General features: G+C 74.3%; 13 protein-coding genes. 6 read left to right on the top strand and 7 right to left on the bottom strand.

The features are described 5' to 3' along the window. On the top strand, window positions 1-224 hold a 224-nt coding region (locus ACFWBN_RS24655), incomplete at its 5' end, for a hypothetical protein (protein ID WP_385179082.1). A 618-nt stretch (window positions 225-842) separates the two neighbouring features. Here the strand turns inward: ACFWBN_RS24655 and ACFWBN_RS24660 are convergent. The 4 genes from ACFWBN_RS24660 to ACFWBN_RS24675 all read right to left on the bottom strand — a co-directional run bounded on the left by ACFWBN_RS24660 (window position 843) and on the right by ACFWBN_RS24675 (window position 8,195). Then, complete coding sequence (locus ACFWBN_RS24660; RefSeq protein ID WP_385179083.1) at window positions 843-2,366, bottom strand: aldehyde dehydrogenase family protein; 1,524 nt, start codon at window positions 2,364-2,366, stop codon at window positions 843-845. A 56-nt stretch (window positions 2,367-2,422) separates the two neighbouring features. Then, window positions 2,423-3,751: a GAF domain-containing protein gene (locus ACFWBN_RS24665; protein ID WP_385179084.1), complete on the bottom strand. Its 1,329-nt coding sequence runs from the start codon at window positions 3,749-3,751 to the stop codon at window positions 2,423-2,425. 139 nt (window positions 3,752-3,890) lie between these two features. Further along, window positions 3,891-5,246: an SWF or SNF family helicase gene (locus tag ACFWBN_RS24670; protein ID WP_385179085.1), complete on the bottom strand. Its 1,356-nt coding sequence runs from the start codon at window positions 5,244-5,246 to the stop codon at window positions 3,891-3,893. A gap of 3 nt (window positions 5,247-5,249) precedes the next feature. Then, window positions 5,250-8,195, bottom strand: coding sequence for a DEAD/DEAH box helicase (locus ACFWBN_RS24675; RefSeq protein WP_385179086.1), 2,946 nt, complete (start codon window positions 8,193-8,195; stop codon window positions 5,250-5,252). 205 nt (window positions 8,196-8,400) lie between these two features. On the opposite strand from ACFWBN_RS24675, the gene ACFWBN_RS24680 reads away from it, so the two are divergent. Next, window positions 8,401-8,583 carry a hypothetical protein gene (locus ACFWBN_RS24680; RefSeq protein ID WP_383189679.1) on the top strand — a complete coding sequence of 61 codons (183 nt, stop codon included), beginning with the start codon at window positions 8,401-8,403 and terminating at the stop codon, window positions 8,581-8,583. Window positions 8,584-8,776: 193 nt separating this feature from the next. Here the strand turns inward: ACFWBN_RS24680 and ACFWBN_RS24685 are convergent, their stop codons facing one another. Both ACFWBN_RS24685 and ACFWBN_RS24690 read right to left on the bottom strand, forming a co-directional pair. Next, window positions 8,777-9,253 carry an SAM-dependent methyltransferase gene (locus tag ACFWBN_RS24685; RefSeq protein ID WP_385179087.1) on the bottom strand — a complete coding sequence of 159 codons (477 nt, stop codon included), beginning with the start codon at window positions 9,251-9,253 and terminating at the stop codon, window positions 8,777-8,779. 13 nt (window positions 9,254-9,266) lie between these two features. Further along, the gene (locus tag ACFWBN_RS24690; RefSeq protein WP_385179088.1) at window positions 9,267-10,046 is read right to left on the bottom strand and encodes a hypothetical protein; all 780 of its coding nucleotides are present in this window, start codon (window positions 10,044-10,046) and stop codon (window positions 9,267-9,269) included. A 135-nt stretch (window positions 10,047-10,181) separates the two neighbouring features. On the opposite strand from ACFWBN_RS24690, the gene ACFWBN_RS24695 reads away from it, so the two are divergent. Then, the gene (locus ACFWBN_RS24695; RefSeq protein WP_385179089.1) at window positions 10,182-11,096 is read left to right on the top strand and encodes an oxygenase MpaB family protein; all 915 of its coding nucleotides are present in this window, start codon (window positions 10,182-10,184) and stop codon (window positions 11,094-11,096) included. A gap of 63 nt (window positions 11,097-11,159) precedes the next feature. Here ACFWBN_RS24695 and ACFWBN_RS24700 read toward each other — a convergent pair whose 3' ends face one another. Beyond that, a complete protein-coding gene (locus tag ACFWBN_RS24700) occupies window positions 11,160-11,759 on the bottom strand; it encodes a class I SAM-dependent methyltransferase (RefSeq protein WP_385179090.1) in 600 nt (199 codons plus the stop codon). A gap of 168 nt (window positions 11,760-11,927) precedes the next feature. On the opposite strand from ACFWBN_RS24700, the gene ACFWBN_RS24705 reads away from it, so the two are divergent. From ACFWBN_RS24705 to ACFWBN_RS24715, 3 genes are all read left to right on the top strand, one after another. Continuing rightward, the gene (locus tag ACFWBN_RS24705; RefSeq protein WP_385179091.1) at window positions 11,928-12,707 is read left to right on the top strand and encodes an MHYT domain-containing protein; all 780 of its coding nucleotides are present in this window, start codon (window positions 11,928-11,930) and stop codon (window positions 12,705-12,707) included. Between the two features lie 203 nt (window positions 12,708-12,910). Next, window positions 12,911-15,541, top strand: coding sequence for a nitrate- and nitrite sensing domain-containing protein (locus ACFWBN_RS24710; RefSeq protein ID WP_385179092.1), 2,631 nt, complete (start codon window positions 12,911-12,913; stop codon window positions 15,539-15,541). Beyond that, window positions 15,541-15,984 carry a roadblock/LC7 domain-containing protein gene (locus tag ACFWBN_RS24715; protein WP_385179093.1) on the top strand — a complete coding sequence of 148 codons (444 nt, stop codon included), beginning with the start codon at window positions 15,541-15,543 and terminating at the stop codon, window positions 15,982-15,984. The genes ACFWBN_RS24710 and ACFWBN_RS24715 overlap by 1 nt, the downstream gene beginning before the upstream one ends. Window positions 15,985-15,999: the final 15 nt, after the last annotated feature.

The following is a 15,999-nucleotide window of genomic DNA, read 5'->3' on the forward strand; positions in this document are numbered from 1 at the left end:
CCGGCGCCTCCTACCAGGCCCTTTACCTGATCGGTACCGTCAAGGACGTCACCGGAGTCTTCCGGTCCACCGACAAGGGCGCCACCTGGCTCCGCGTCAACGACGACGCCCACCAGTGGGGCAGCATCGGCGGCGTCGGCGTCATCACCGGCGACCCCGACGCCTTCGGCCGCGTGTACGTCGGCACCAACGGACGCGGTCTCCAGTACGGCGACCCGTCCTGACCCCGACGCCCGAGCGGGGCCGCAGGCTCAACGGCCTGCGGCCCCGCCACGGCCGAGGGACCTGGCCGTCGCCCCCCCCCGTGGGCCCGGGAGGCCGTGCCGCAACCTGCCTGCAGAGGCGGGAGTCAGCGGTCATCAAGGGGCCGAACGGAATCGGTACAGCAGCACCTCGATCACTGCCTCCGCGACAGCCCTGGGCGCTTCCGCGAGATGGGCCGGACGGAAGGGTTGTCATGACCCCGATGTGGTTTGCGGAAAGGGTTCTTGATCTTGAGGTCGTGTCTCATGTGGGGCACGGTGTGATCAGGTCACTGGTGGCCGCCATACTCAACGCCGCCGGTTTCCGGGTGCTGACGCCTTCTGCTCGACGTCTGGGGTGGGTCGTTCACTGCGCAGGCGGCGTGGACGGTGGCTACGGGCTCCGAAGACGGCCAGTGTCTGCTGGTATGCGTGGTGGACCGGCGATCGCGCTGGTCCGTGACTGGCCCGGAGCTTCTCTATGAAGTGGGATTCCGGAGGCAAATAGACCCTGGAATCACGCGGCTTCGGTAGCTATTACGAGACCAGGGCGCGGTGCCTGACCGGTCGTTTGTGCAGGTCAGGCACCGTGCTCAATTTTTAGAAGAAGCCGATCTTCTTGGGGGAATAGCTTACTAAAAAGTTCTTCGTCTGCTGGTAGTGCTCCAGCATCATCTTGTGGGTCTCGCGTCCGATGCCGGACTGCTTGTAGCCGCCGAAGGCCGCGTGGGCGGGGTAGGCGTGGTAGCAGTTCGTCCAGACGCGGCCCGCCTGGATCGCGCGGCCCGCGCGGTAGGCGGTGTTGATGTCGCGGGTCCACACGCCCGCGCCCAGGCCGTACGCCGTGTCGTTCGCGATCCGTACGGCGTCGTCGAAGTCCTGGAAGGAGGTCACCGACACCACCGGCCCGAAGATCTCCTCCTGGAAGATCCGCATGCGGTTGTCGCCCTCGAAGATGGTCGGCTCGACGTAGAAGCCGCCCGCCAGCTCCCCGTCCAGTTCCCGGCGCACACCGCCGGTGAGGACCTTCGCGCCCTCCCGCTGGCCGATCTCCACGTACGACAGGACCTTCCTCAGCTGCTCCTCGGAGGCCTGCGCGCCGATCATCGTGTCCGTGTCCAACGGGTGGCCCGGCACGATCAGTTCCGTGCGCGCCACCGCCGCGTCGAGGAAGTCCCCGTACCGGCCGCGCTCGATCAGGGCGCGCGACGGGCTCGTGCACACCTCGCCCTGGTTGAGGGCGAACATGGTGAAGCCCTCCAGGGCCTTGTCGCGCAGGTCGTCGTCGGTCGACCAGATGTCGTCAAAGAAGAGGTTGGGGCTCTTGCCGCCCAGTTCCAGGGTCACCGGCTTCAGATGCTCGGCCGCGTACTGCATGATCAGCCGCCCGGTGAAGGTCTCCCCGGTGAAGGCGATCTTCGCGACGCGCGGGCTGGAGGCGAGCGGCTTGCCCGCCTCCTCCCCGAAGCCGTTGACGATGTTCACCACGCCGGGCGGCAGCAGGTCCGCCACCAAGCTCAGCCAGTAGTGGATGGAGGCGGGGGTCTGCTCGGCCGGCTTCAGGACGACCGTGTTCCCGGCCGCCAGCGCCGGGGCCAGCTTCCACACCGCCATCAGGATCGGGAAGTTCCACGGGATGATCTGCCCGACCACACCCAGCGGCTCGTGGAAGTGGTAGGCCACCGTGTCGTCGTCGAGCTGGCTGAGGGCCCCCTCCTGCGCGCGCAGGGCCCCCGCGAAGTAGCGGAACTGGTCGATGGCCAGGGGGAGATCGGCGGCGAGGGTCTCGCGGACCGGCTTGCCGTTCTCCCAGGTCTCCGCGACCGCGAGGGCCTCCAGGTTCTGCTCCATCCGGTCCGCGATGCGCAGCAGGACGGCCGACCGCTCCGCCACGGAGGTCCGCCCCCAGGCGGGCGCGGCCGCGTGGGCCGCGTCCAGCGCCCGCTCCACGTCCTCCGCCGTACCGCGCGCGACCTCGGTGAAGGTCTGGCCGTTGACGGGGGAGGGGTTCGCGAAGTATTCGCCGCGGGCGGGTCCGACGTACTCGCCGCCGATGAAGTGGTCGTAGCGGGACGCGTACGACATGAGCGCCCCCTCGGTACCGGGCGCAGCGTAACGGGCCATGGTGTCCTCCCACTTGCCGGGGCGCCGGCCACCGTCGGACGGCGCTCGGAGGGAGGCTAGGAGCGGACAGGTTGCGGATACGTTGCACGCCCGCGGCGGCCGGGGCGCGGCTGCTCCCCTACGTCGGCCCCGCGCGTGCCGAGCTCCCGGTCCAGGGCGTGTACGCGGGCCAGCGCGGCCGGCCTGCCCTCGGGCGGCAGCGCCGCGGCCAGCGCCCGCCACGCCTCCGGATCGTCCGTGCCCCACGGACTGCACACCCAGTCGGTCAACAGCCCCGCATCCGCACGGGCGATGACGGCGGCCCGCGCCTGGTCCTCGATCCGCCGGCGCAGCCGCACGACGGCGGGCGCGGTCGAGGCGGGGAGCAATGGGCCGGGGTAGGGGTGCAGGGCGGCGGAGATCGCGCCGGCGGCCAGGTGCCGGGTCAGCGCCGTGAAGTCCGCGTCCAGCGGGCCGGCCGTGCGGTACGGGCGCGAGAGCGGGGCGGAGGGCCCCAACAGGGCGCGCAGCCGGGAGATTTCGGCGCGCAGGGTCACCGGTGACACCGACTCGTCCTCGTACAGGGCGATCGCCAGCTCCTCGCCCGACAGCCCCTCGGGATGGTGTGCCAGCAGCACCATGATCTCGCTGTGCCGCCGCCCGAGGCGCACCGTCCGCCCGCCCGTGACCAGCAGCGCCTCGTCCTGACCGAGGGCGGTCAGGGTGTCCCGGACGGCCGGCGGACCGGGGTCGAGCAGGGCCAGTTGGGCCTCGGCCGCCCGGGCCACCGCCCGCACGAAGGCGAGCGAGTGGGGGTGCGCGAGCCCGTCGCCGCCGGTGATGTCCACCGCACCCAGCAACCGGCCCGTCCGCGGATCCCGCACCGGGGCCGCCGCACAGGTCCACGGATGGACCCGACGACTGAAGTGCTCGGCCCCGAAGACCTGGACGGGTTCGCCGACCGCGACCGCCGTACCGGGTGCGTTCGTTCCCATCGCCGTCTCCGCCCAGCGTGCGCCCGGCACGAAGCCGAGCCGCTCCGCGCGCCGCAGCGTGTCCGGTTCGCCCTCCACCCACAGCAGGCTGCCGCGCGCGTCGCACACCGCCAGCAGATGGGCCCCGTGCGCGGCGAACTCCCCGATGAGTTCCCGGAACAGCGGCATCACCCGGGAGAGGGGGTGCTCCTCGCGGTACGGCCGCAGCTGCGCCTCCGCCAGCTCCACCCGGGGCACGCACTCCGGGCTGACGCGGGCCCGGGCACACCGCCGCCAGGACTTCGCGATGACCGCCCGGACAGGGGCCTCGACCCGACCGTCCCGCGTGAACGCGGCGTGCGCCCGGCGCAGTTCACGCGTGCGCTCGGCGGGATCGGCCCCGCCCGGCAGGGCCACCGAAGGATCGTCCATGTCACCCTCCCGTGGTGCCGCGGTACCCGGAGCGCCCCCATCGTCGTCCCGGTACCGGCCCCCGGCAAGCGGTACGTCGGCCACTGCGGGGTCGCAGCGTCGGCCACCGCGGGGCCGATGCGCGGCCACTGCCGGGCCGTTACGTCGGCCGGTCCGTGCCGAAACGCGGCTGGGGGGTGGCTTCGCGGGGCTGAGGGGCCGGGGCGTTCGCGGGGGCTGCCTGGGCCGCAGGGGCCGGGGCCGGGGATTCCGGTTCCGGTTCCGGCGCGGGCAGGGCCGAGGCCGGGTCGGGGGCCGACGGGCCCGCCGGGATCCAGCGGCCCCCCTCGCTCCGGTACGGCCACCACCGGCCGTCCCGGCCCAGCCGGAGCTGGCGCCCGGTGCCCGCCTCCGTCCAGCGGGCGCGGACCCGGCGGAGCACCGGAGCCTCCTCGTCCGCCCAGGCCGCCGCGAGCGCCGACCGGGCCCGGGTCAGCGTGGTGCGGTCCGGCGTCCAGTCGTCCTCCAGCGCCGCGAGGGCCGGGGCCCCGCCGAAGCCCCAGGCCAGTACGGCCAGGTCCATGGCGGCCCGGCTGCGTCCGGAAGCCGCCGACAGGCGGGCGCGGAGCCGGAGGTCACCGGCCTCCGCCGCGAGTCGTACGGCATCATCGGCCGCCGTGAGAGGGGCCGGAGGGACGCGGTCCGCATGGCCCGGAGCCAGCGCCTCCGCGAGCCGGCGGTGCGCCTCGGACGCCGCCGCCTGCGCCAGGAACTCCACCGCGTCCACGTCCAGCCCCTCCGGCTCCGACTCCGTGTCCAGCGTCGGCGGCTGGCCCGGCGCGTCCGGCAGTCCCGGCAGCGGGGGCAGGGTCGCCCGCGCCGTGTAGGCCTCCGCCGCCGGGTCGCCCGCGTCGGCGGGAGCGTGCGGAGCCTCCGCTTCCGCCGTGCTGCGCTCCTCCAGCTCGTCGACGAGCTCCCGTTCGCCGCGGCCGCGCAGGAGCAGCAGCACGAAGGGGTCCCGGTCCAGCAGCCGGGCCACCTGGTAGCAGAGCGCCGCCGTGTGCGGGCAGTGGTCCCATTCACCACAGTCGCAGCGCGGGTCGAGGTCCCCGATCCCGGGCAGCAGCTCCACCCCGGCCGCCGACGCGTCCTCGGCCAGCTCCGGCGGCACCTCCCGGTCCAGCAGCGCCGCGATGTACCCCGACTCCGCGGCCGCCAGCCCCAGCAGCCGGTCCCATTCCGCTTCCGTGAACTCCTGCACCAGCACGTCCGTCCGGTGCGCCGTCCCGTCCCGGTCGCGCACCACTGCCGTCAGCCCGCCCGGGCGCACGGACACGGCACCGACCGCGCCCGTGCGCGCGTACCGGCGGCCCTGCCTGACCTGCTCCCCGTCGAGCGCGCTGTCCTCCAGCGCGCGCAGCCAGGCGTTGCCCCACCAGGTGTGCGCGAAGCCGCGGCCGGCGGGGGCGGACGGGAGCGCCGGGAAGGTCTTCTCGTACGGGTCTCGGGTGCTCATCCGTCACTCCCCGGGGGTCGGGCGCAGCGCCACGAGTTCGGCCAGTTCGGTATCGGTCAGTTCGGTGAGCGCGCCCTCGCCGCCCGCCAGGACGGCGTCCGCGAGCGCGCGCTTGCGCTCCAGGAGCCGCGCGATCCGGTCCTCCACGGTCCCTTCGGCGATGAGGCGGTGGACCTGGACGGGCTGGGTCTGGCCGATCCGGTAGGCGCGGTCGGTGGCCTGCTCCTCGACGGCCGGGTTCCACCAGCGGTCGTAGTGGATGACGTGCCCGGCGCGGGTGAGGTTCAGGCCGGTGCCCGCCGCCTTCAGGGAGAGGAGGAAGACGGGGACCTCGCCCGCCTGGAAGCGGTCCACCAGCTCCTCGCGGCGCGCCACCGGTGTCCCGCCGTGCAGGAGCTGCGCGGCGATCCCGCGCGCGGCGAGGTGCTTCTCCAGGATCCTGGCCATCGCCACGTACTGGGTGAAGACGAGGACCGAGCCCTCCTCGGCGACGATGGTGTCGAGGAGTTCGTCCAGCAGTTCCAGCTTGCCGGAGCGGGCGCCGGCGGCATCCTTCGCGCCGTTCTCACTCAAGCTGTGCTCATTCAAGCTGTGCTCATTCAAGAAATGGGCCGGGTGGTTGCAGATCTGCTTGAGGGAGGTCAGCAGCTTGACCACCAGACCGCGCCGCTCCATCCCGTCCGACTCGGAGATCGCGGCGAGGGTCTCGCGTACGACGGCCTCGTACAGCGCGGCCTGTTCGCGGCTGAGGGTGACCGGGTGGTCGGTCTCGGTCTTGGGCGGCAGCTCGGGTGCGATCCCGGGGTCGGACTTCTTGCGGCGCAATAGGAACGGCCGTACGAGGGCGCCCAGTCGGGCCGCCGCCTGCGGGTCGCGGCCGCTCTCGACGGGCTCGGCGTAGCGGGTGCGGAAGGTGCCGAGGCGGCCGAGGAGTCCGGGCGTGGTCCAGTCGAGGACGGCCCACAGCTCGGAGAGGTTGTTCTCGACGGGGGTGCCGGTGAGGGCGACGCGTGCCGCGGACGGGATCGTGCGCAGGGCCTTGGCGGTGGAGGAGTGCGGGTTCTTGACGTGCTGGGCCTCGTCGGCGACGACCAGGCCCCAGGAGACGGTGGCGAGCGCGGGGGCGTCCAGGCGCATCGTGCCGTAGGTGGTGAGGACGAAGCCGTCCGCGAGCCCCTGGAGGCTGCGGCGAGCGCCGTGGAAGCGGCGTACGGGCGTGCCGGGCGCGAACTTCTCGATCTCCCGCTGCCAGTTGCCCAGGAGCGACGCGGGGCACACCACCAGGGTGGGTCCGGCGGTCGCGGGATCGCGCCGGCGGTGCAGGTGCAGCGCAATGAGGGTGACGGTCTTGCCGAGGCCCATGTCGTCGGCGAGGCAGGCGCCGAGGCCGAGCGAGGTCATCCGGGCCAGCCAGCGCAGGCCGCGCAGCTGGTAGTCGCGCAGGGTGGCGCGCAGCTCGGGGGGCGCCGCGGGGGCGTCGGAGTCCTGCGGATCGGCGGTGAGCCGCGCGCGCAGGAGTTCGAGCGGACCGGTGGCCGCTACGTCGACCCGCTTGCCGTCGATCTCCGTCGACCCGGTGAGTACGGCGGCCAGCGCGTCCGCGGCGGGTAGGTCGAGGTCCCGGCGGGCGCGGGCGCGGCGGGCCTCGGCCGGGTCGAGGAGGACCCACTGCTCGCGCAGCCGGACGAGGGGGCGGTTCGCCTCGGCGAGGTGGTCGAGTTCGGCGGGGGTGAGGTCGTCCTGCCCGCCGAGGGAGTAGCGCCAGCCGACGGAGAGCAGGGCGCCGGGGGACAGCAGCCCGGAGGGGTCGAGCGGGCCGGAGGCGCGGGTGGACGCGGTGGGATCCCCGGATCCGACGACGGCCCGGGCGCTGAGGGTACGGGCGAGCCCGCGCGGCCAGTGCACCTGCACCCCGTCGGCGGCCAGGGCGGTGGCGGCTCCGCCGAGCAGCTCCGTGACGTCCTCGTCGGCGAGTTCGACGGCATCGGGGACGGCCGCTCCGAGCAGCGGAGTCAGCGCGGGCCACAGCCGGGCGGCGCGGCGCAGGGCGCGCAGCGCGTCCATGCGGGCACCGGGCGGGAAGGCGGCCGCGGCGGCTCCGGAACCGGCCCAGACGTCGGCGGCGTCGGCGACCGGCGTGGCGTCGGCCAGGCCGTGCATCTGGAGGACGGCCCGGAAGGAGGGGGCGTCCTCGGGGGCCCGGTCCAGCTCGATCCGCAGCGAGATGCGTACGCCCGCGTCGTGGCCGGAGGCCACCTCGGCGGCCCAGTCGCGCAACTGCGGGTGCAGCCGGGGCGGGCGGGCGGCATAGGCGGGCCCGGTGGCCGCCGCGGGTGCGGCGGGGGAGCGGGGCAGGGTGTCGGCGACGGCGTCGAGGAAGGCGCGCAGCAGCGGCTCGGCGGCCGGCAGGCGGGGCGGTCCGTCCGGGCCCAGCGGTACGCATCGGGCCTCGGGCGGCATGGCGGCGGCCAGCTCCCGGACCTCGTCGAGGTCGGCGGGGCCGAGCGGCCCGATCCGCCAGGCGTCGTGGCCGGCGGGGCTGAGCCCGGGCAGCAGCAGCCCGCGGGCCGCGAAGCGCAGGGCCAGCAGCGCGGCGGCGCCCCAGAAGGCCGGGCCGGCCGGGATGCCGGTGTCGTTCTCGTCCTCGCTCTCGGTGGCGGCCTCGGTGGCGGCCTCGGTCTCGGCGACGGCGGTGCGGGCGCGGGTGAGCAGCGGCAGGGCTTCGTCGAGGGACAGGACGAGGGCGGTCACGGTCGTCCGGCGCAGGTCGGAGGTGACGACGGAGAGTTCCTCGACGGTGGCGGTGGCGGTACCGGTGCCGCCCGCGCCGAAGCCGCCGTCGGGGGCCTTGCCGTCCGGTTGCCAGAGGCCGATCCGGCCGCTGCGTGCGGGATCGGCGGGAAGGAAGACGGCGGAGCAGCGGAGGAGGCCGGAGATCTCGGTGAGCACGCATTCCTCAAACTTGACTACCTGGGCATGAGGCGGCCGAGAGTACCCCACGCGAGGGCTCCGCAGGCTGCGGCCGGGCCGTGACCCGGGTCACTTCGCGGGCCGTTCCCGGAACCTTCGCGGACCGTTGCCCCGCCCGGGAACGCGCGGTCGTGGCGGCGCGTTGAAGGGATAAGTGGTCGACGGCAGGAGGAGGTGTCCGCGGATGTCCACCAGCGGAAAGGTCGCGGTTGCCGGAGTCGTGGCAGCCATCGTGTTGTTCTGGACGGTCGGGTTCTGGGCTGGGCTGCTGGTCCTGATCGGCGTGCCGACGGCCGCCTACTTCCTGCTGGACTCCTCTCAGCGGCGTCGTCTGCGGGGCATATCCAGGAAGCAGATCGGCCGCTGACCACCGCGCGGCCCCGATCCGCCGAGGCGGCACGAGCAAGCGGCGCCCGCGCTGCCACTGTGCGCGGCTCCGCGGTGGCGGTCCCTGTCGGCGGGGGCCGCCGGCTCCGGTCGCAGAAGCATCCGGGCCGACCGGTCCACGCACCCTCGCAGTGCCGGCGGCGGCCGGCGCGCACATCGCCGCCCGGCACCGCTCAGTAGTAGTCGCGCATCAGGGCGGTCGCCCACTCCGGCTGCCGCAGCTCACCGCGCGGTCCGAACTCGGCCATGTACGGCTTGAGGTCGAGCACCGGAGTGCCGTCCACCGCGTCGAGGCCCTCGACTTGGACGTCCAGGCCGTCCACCTTCACCACCCGGCACCGCGAGAGGCCGATCCGGTTCGGCCGGTTCTTGCCGCGCTGGGCGAAGATGCCGACCAGCGGCCAATCCGGGTTGCCCCGGGGGTGCCGCGCGCCCGTTTCGACCCTCTCCACCGGCACGCGGTCGAAGTGGTACACCACCTCGATGTGCGAGAAGTCCTCCAGGCCGTACAGCGCCTCGGGGCCGAACCGCCGTCCGTCCAGGCGGATCACCGCCGTCTCGCGCCCCCAGTCGTCATCGACCACCTCCGCGCGGCCGCCCACCACCACGCCCACCGGCTCCGATTCCACCATCACCATTTCCCCTCGCATGTCGATTTCCGTCTCAGGCCGGGCGTACCGCGACGCGGTCGAGCGCATCCAGCAGCGCCGGCAGGTCCGGATCCCCGTCCCGGGGGACCGTGAGCACCTCGCCCGGCTCCTCGTCCAGCAGGACGAAGGCCGCCTCCCCGGTGCGGGCCACCAGCGACCAGCCGGGTCCGTCCGCCCGCAGCGTCCGGGCCCCCTCGCCGGCGAAGGAGGAGCGCACCCGACCGGGCGGCGGCGGGGTCCGCGTGTACCCCTGGGCCTCCTCGAGCGCCCGCGCCAGCCCCGGGTGCGCGGCTGCCGCCGCCCCGCCGTCCGTCGCCTCGCGCTCGCGCCAGTCGGCCCACTCCCGCGCGATCTGGTCCGCGCCCATCCGCCGCTGCACCGGACCCCACGCCTCCGCCGAGGGCGGCGCCAGCGGCACCCGCCCCGTACCGTCCGCACCCTGCTCCGGATCGTGCGGTTCCGGGATCCCGGACGCGGCCACCGACAGCTCGAGCGGCCAGCCGGCCAGCGAGATCACGATCGACCGTTCGTCGGGGGACAGGTCGTACTCCATCCCGCAGTCCCAGGAGGCGATGGCCGTGGCCACCAGCGAGACGTCGTCCACGACGACCGTCCAGCGCGCGCCCTCCTCGTCCTGGCCGAGCACCAGCCCGTACCCGTCCCCGCCCGGCTCCACGCCCAGCAGGGAGCAGGCCTCGGGGAAGTCGTCGCCCAGGATGCTCGGGAACTGCGCGGGGGTCAGCAGCACGGCGGTCAGCACGTACAGCGAGCCGCCACCCTCGTCGTCGGACACCTGGCCTCCCGGTAGCTCTTTCGTCGGCGCACCTTAACCAGCGGGTAACCCGCCCGTCGAGAGGCTACGGCCGACGATTTCCAAGCCCGCTACCTGCACGTAGAGTTGGGAACCCGCCACAGAAAGGGACACCCGGTGCAGCGTTACGACCGGCTGAGGGAGATCCTCCGTCTCGACCCCGACAAGGACTTCCTCGCCATCTACCGGCTCACCGCCACCTATGAGTTCCCCTGGGACTTCACCCGGGCCCTGGAACTAGCCCTGTTCCGCACGTACGCCGTCCCCGCCATCGGCGGCCTGCTGGCCGAGACCGCCGAGTTCACCGACCGCACCCAGAAGCGCTACGACGACACCGCGCTGCTCCTCGACGCGGTCGTGGAGCACGGTTTCGACAGCGACACCGCGCGCACCGCGATCCGCCGCGTCAACCAGATGCACCACAGCTACGACATCTCCAACGACGACATGCGCTACGTCCTGTGCACTTTCGTGGTGATTCCGTCGCGCTGGCTGGACGCGTACGGCTGGCGCCCGCTCACCCACCACGAGCGCCGGGCCTCCGCGAACTACTACGCCACGCTGGGCCGTCATCTGGGCATCGCGGACATTCCCGGCTCTTTCGAGGAGTTCGAAGCCACCTTGAACGCCTACGAGGCGGCCCACTTCGGGTGGGACGAGGGAGGTCGGAAGGTCGCCGACTCCACCCTCGACCTGATGGCCTCCTGGTACCCGGAGCCGCTCGCCCCCGCCGTCCGCCGAGCGAGCCTCGCCCTCCTCGACGAACCGCTGCTGGCCGCCTTCCGGTACGAGCATCCGCGCCCCCGCGTGCGGCGGCTGGTGCAGGGCGCCCTGCGGCTGCGCGGCCGCGCCGTGCGGCTGCTGCCCCCGCGCACGGCCCCGCACTACGGCCGCCAGAACCCGGAGATCAAGAGCTACCCCGGCGGCTACGACGTGGGCGAGCTCGGCACGTTCCCCGTGCCCGGATCGGGCGGCTGCCCCGTGCCGCATCCCCGCCGGCCCGCCGGAGCCGAGGCGCAGCCTCCGGCGTGATCCCGGGTACCTCCGCGGATCCCGGGCGTGGGGCCGACGTACAGCCTCGTATGAGGGGTGACGTCACGGCCGACGGACGGCCAGCACCAGGAAGCGGGCGTCCTCGTCGGCGTACGAGGTCATCTCCCAGCCCGAACCGGCCAGCAGCGGGCCGAGGTTGTGCTCGGCCCGCATGTCCTCCGGCGTGAGCGCGCGACCGTGGCGGGCGGCGAGAGCGGCTCGCCCGATCGGGTGAAACAGCGCGAGCCGGCCGCCCGGGCGGACCACCCGCGCCAGCTCGCGGAGGTTCGCCCCCGGGTCGGGCAGGTGCGCGATGAGCCCGGCGGCGAACACCGCGTCGAGCGCACCGTCGCGCAGCGGCAGCCGGGCCACGTCCGCGAGCAGCAGTGCGCCCTCCTCGGCCCGCCCCGCCCGCCGGGCGGCGGCCAGCATCTGCGGCGTGAGGTCCGCGCCGAGCACCAACCCGGCGGGTCCGACGGCGGCCCGCAGCGGGGTCATGGCCCGCCCGGTGCCGCAGCCCGCGTCGAGCACGCGGTCTCCCGGCCGCAGCCCGAACTCGGCCACGGCGGTCGCGAACGCGGGCCCGTCCTCGGGGAACTTGCGGTCCCAGTCGGCGGCGCGCACCCCGAAGAACTCCTGCACGTGCGTGTGGTCTTCGCTCATACGCCCATGATCCCCCACCGTCGCGCGGGCGGGTGCCTGCGTACGGTGCGCAAGGTGGCACGTGGCGTGATCGAAGACGAACGTATCTCTGTCATATTCCAGCAGTTCCAGCGTCTTTCGAAATGCGCCCCTTGTTCGCGCCCTCACCCGGACTAGCGTCCGGTGGCCATGGGACACCTGGACCACGCCGCCTATGGCTGGCTGACACCCGCGCTGTCATACGTGATGGCATCGATCGGCGCCGCCCTCGGGCTGCGCTGCACCGTCCGCGCGCTCGCCGCGACCGGATCCTCCCGCCGCAACTGGCTGCTCACCGCGGCCTCCGCCATCGGCACCGGCATCTGGACGATGCACTTCGTCGCGATGCTCGGCTTCGACGTCACCGGCACCGAGATCCACTACAACGTGCCGCTCACCATCCTGAGCCTGCTCGTCGCCATGCTGGTCGTCGGCGCCGGGGTCTTCGCCGTCGGCTACGGCAAGGACCGTGGGCGGGCGCTCGTCCTGGGCGGCCTCACCACCGGCCTCGGCGTCGCCAGCATGCACTACCTGGGCATGGCGGCCCTCCGGCTGCACGGAGAGATCTCGTACGACCCGCTCACGGTCGGGCTCTCCGTCGCCATCGCCGTGGTCGCGGCCACCGCCGCCCTGTGGGCCGCGCTCAACATCAAGTCCCCGGTGGCCGTCGCCGTCGCCTCGCTCGTCATGGGCGCCGCCGTCAGCAGCATGCACTACACCGGGATGATGGCCGTCGCCGTCAGCGTCAGCCCCGCGGACGCGGCCCTGCCCGGAGCCACCGCCATGCAGTTCATCTTCCCGCTCGCCGTCGGGCTCGGCTCCTACCTGTTCATCACCGCCGCCTTCGTCGCGCTCTCCCCGACGGCGGACGAGCGCGCCGCCTCGGCCTCCGCCCGGTACTTGGGGGACCACGCGGCGACGGCCCCCTGAGCACGCCGGGCCGGCGGGGGCTCGTGGAGCCCGCGGAGTCCGGTGGGTCCGCGGAGCCGTAGGGCCCGAGGGGTCGTAGGCCCCCGAGGCAAGCACCCCCGCCGCACGCCGGACCGGCACCCCGCACCCGCACCACCCGCCCGTACGACCGCACCCGTACCCGCCGCACCCGCGGCCCCGCACCGCCCCGGAACGAGGAGCCCATGCGCACACCCCGCAGAACACCGGAAGCAGCGGCGCCGCGGCCGCTCGCGCCTGCGGGCGGCCGCGGTAAGGGAACGGGCCGCCGCGCCCACGCCGGACCCCCGGCCGAGGAACCGGCGGAGCACGAGCACCTCCACCACCCCCGGCCCGCCCCGACCACCCCGCACGACCGCGGCCCCCGCCTGCGGCTGCGCCCCGCGACCGTCCGCGCGAAGATCGTCTCGCTGCTGATGGTCCCGGTCGTCTCGCTCCTCGCCCTCTGGGCCTTCGCCACCGTCAGCACCGCCCAGGACATCGCCCGGCTCAGCCGCGTCCAGCGGGTCGACACCGAGATACGCACCCCGGTCGCCGCCGCGATCACCGAGCTCCAGGCCGAACGGCGCGCCGCCGTCCGCCTCCTCGCCGACCCCACCGCCGACCCGGCCGCCACCCTGGACCAGCAGGCCCGCCGTACCGACGCCGCCGTCCGGCGGCTCCGGCTCGGGGACCGCAACACCGTCGCCGACTCCGGGGACTACCGCTCCGACATCGTGGTCCGCCTGGGCGCGTTCGTCGCCGACGCCGAGGCGCTCGGCGCGGCCCGCAAGGACATCACCGGCCGCCGTGCCACCCCCGAGGCCGCCTACGAGATCTACACCCGCGTCGTCGACTCGGCCCTCGCCGTCGGCGGCGCCCTGACCGGCGGCGAGGACGCCGAACTCGGCCCCGACTCCCGGGTCCTGCTGGAATTCGCCCGCGCCGCGGAACTCCTCTCCCGGGAGGACGCGCTGTTCGCCGCACCGGGCCAGCGCACCGCGGAAACGCTCCGCCTGCTGACCGGCACCATCGAATCCCGCCGCGCCCTCACCGCCACCGCGGCCCGCGACCTCCCCACCGCCCAGCAGGACACCTGGCAGTCCGTCTCCAAGAGCGCCGCCTACGCCGAGCTCACCGGAGCCGAGGACCGTGCGCTGGCCCTCGGCACCGCCAAGGAGGCCCGCGGCGCGCCCGCCGGCTGGGAGGCCGCCCACGCCGCCATCGGCGCCTCGATGCGGGAGATCGAGGAGGCCGCGCACGCCACCGCCGCCGACCGGGCCGACCCCTTCGCCGAGGGGGCGCTCAGCCCGGCCGGAGCCGCCGTCCTGCTGGGACTGGCCGCCGTCGCCGCCTCGCTCGTCATCTCCGTCCGCATCGGCCGCGCCCTCGTCGTGGAACTGGTCTCGCTGCGCAACACCGCCCTGGAGATCGCCCACCGCAAGCTCCCGTACGCCATGGAGCGGCTCCGGGCCGGCCGGGCCGACGAGATCGACGTCGCCGCCGAGACCCCGGCGGGGCCGCCGGCCGACGACGAGATCACCCAGGTCGGCGAGGCGCTCGCCACCGTCCACCGGGCGGCGCTCAGCGCGGCCGTCGAGCGGGCGGAACTGGCCAGCGGGGTCTCCGGGGTCTTCGTCAACCTCGCCCGCCGCAGCCAGGTCCTCGTGCACAAGCAGCTCACCCTGCTCGACTCGATGGAGCGGCGCGCCGACGACCCGAACGAGCTCGGCGACCTCTTCCGCCTCGATCACCTGACCACCCGGATGCGCCGGCACGCGGAGAGCCTGATCATCCTGTCCGGCGCGGCCCCGGGCCGGGCCTGGCGGATACCGGTCCCGCTCACGAACGTCGTACGGGCCGCCGTCTCCGAGATCGAGGACTACCCGCGCGTGGAGGTCAGCCGGCTCGCCGAGGCCGCCGTCGTGGGCGGGGCGGTCGCCGACCTCACCCACCTGCTCGCCGAACTCATCGAGAACGCCACCCAGTTCTCCCCGCCGCACACCAAGGTGCGCGTCAGCGGTGAGCCGGTGGGCGCCGGGTACGTCCTGGAGATCGAGGACCGCGGCCTCGGGATGGGCCGCGAATCCCTGAGCGACGCCAACCGGCGCATCGAACAGTCCGAGGCGCTCGACCTCTTCGACAGCGACCGGCTCGGCCTCTTCGTCGTCAGCCGGCTGTCGGCCCGCCACGGGGTGAAGGTGCACCTGCGCACATCGCCGTACGGGGGCACCACCGCCGTGGTGTTGATGCCGAACTCCATGCTCCAGGGCGCGATCACGGCCTCCGGTCCGGCCCCGGAGCCGGTCTCGGAACGGGCCGCGGAACCGGAATCGGTCGCGACCGGTTTCCGGGACGAGGCACGGCAGGCGCCCGCTCCGGCGGCGGTCGCGGGGCCGGTCGTCGCCGCGGAGGAGCCGCCCGCCATGACCGTCGTACGGGAGGACGCGCGCGGCTCGGCCCCGGCCCGCCAGGAGCCGCGCGGCCTCCCGCTGCCGGAGCGGGCCCCCGCGCCGGAGGAGCCCCGTCCCGCCCCGGTGGCTTCGCTGCGGCCGCGCGCCCCCGGCGGCACGGTCACTCGTACGCCGGTCGCCGCGGCACCGGTCCCCGCCCCCGCGTCGGTGACGGAACTGCCGCGCCGGGTCCGCCAGGCCAGCCTCGTCCCCCAGCTGCGGGAGGCCCCCGCCCCCAAGTCCCCGGCCGGCGCACGCCTCCCCGAGGACCCGCCGGGACGCAGCCCGGAGCAGGCGCGGGACCGGATGGCGGCCTACCGGGCGGGCTGGGTCCGCGGCGCCCAGGAGAACTCCCCTCACGCAGGCAGCGAAGGAGAAGTGTGATGATCGAACACCAGAGGATCGACCTCAACGGGGTCCGCAGGTCCGGCGAGCTGGACTGGCTGCTGGACGACCTCGTCGTCCGGGTCCGCGAGGTCCGGCACGCCGTGGTCCTGTCCAACGACGGGCTGGCGGTGGGCGCCTCCAGCGCGCTGAGCCGGGAGGACGCCGAGCACCTGGCCGCCGTGGCCTCCGGCTTCCACAGCCTGGCGAAGGGCGCGGGCCGGCACTTCCACGCCGGGGGCGTGCGCCAGACGATGGTCGAGATGGACGAGGGCTTCCTCTTCGTCGCGGCCGCAGGGGACGGCTCCTGCCTGGCCGTGCTCAGCGCCGCCAGCGCGGACATCGGCCTGATCGCGTACGAGATGGCCCGCTTGGTGAAGCGGGTCGGCGAGCACCTCTACACCCCGCCACGGTTCGCGGCGCGGCCGCCGGCCGCCGGCTGAGGGCGGCGGTCCGGC

Origin of the sequence: Streptomyces sp. NPDC059989 (assembly GCF_042736975.1) — a bacterium.
Lineage (GTDB): Bacteria > Actinomycetota > Actinomycetes > Streptomycetales > Streptomycetaceae > Streptomyces.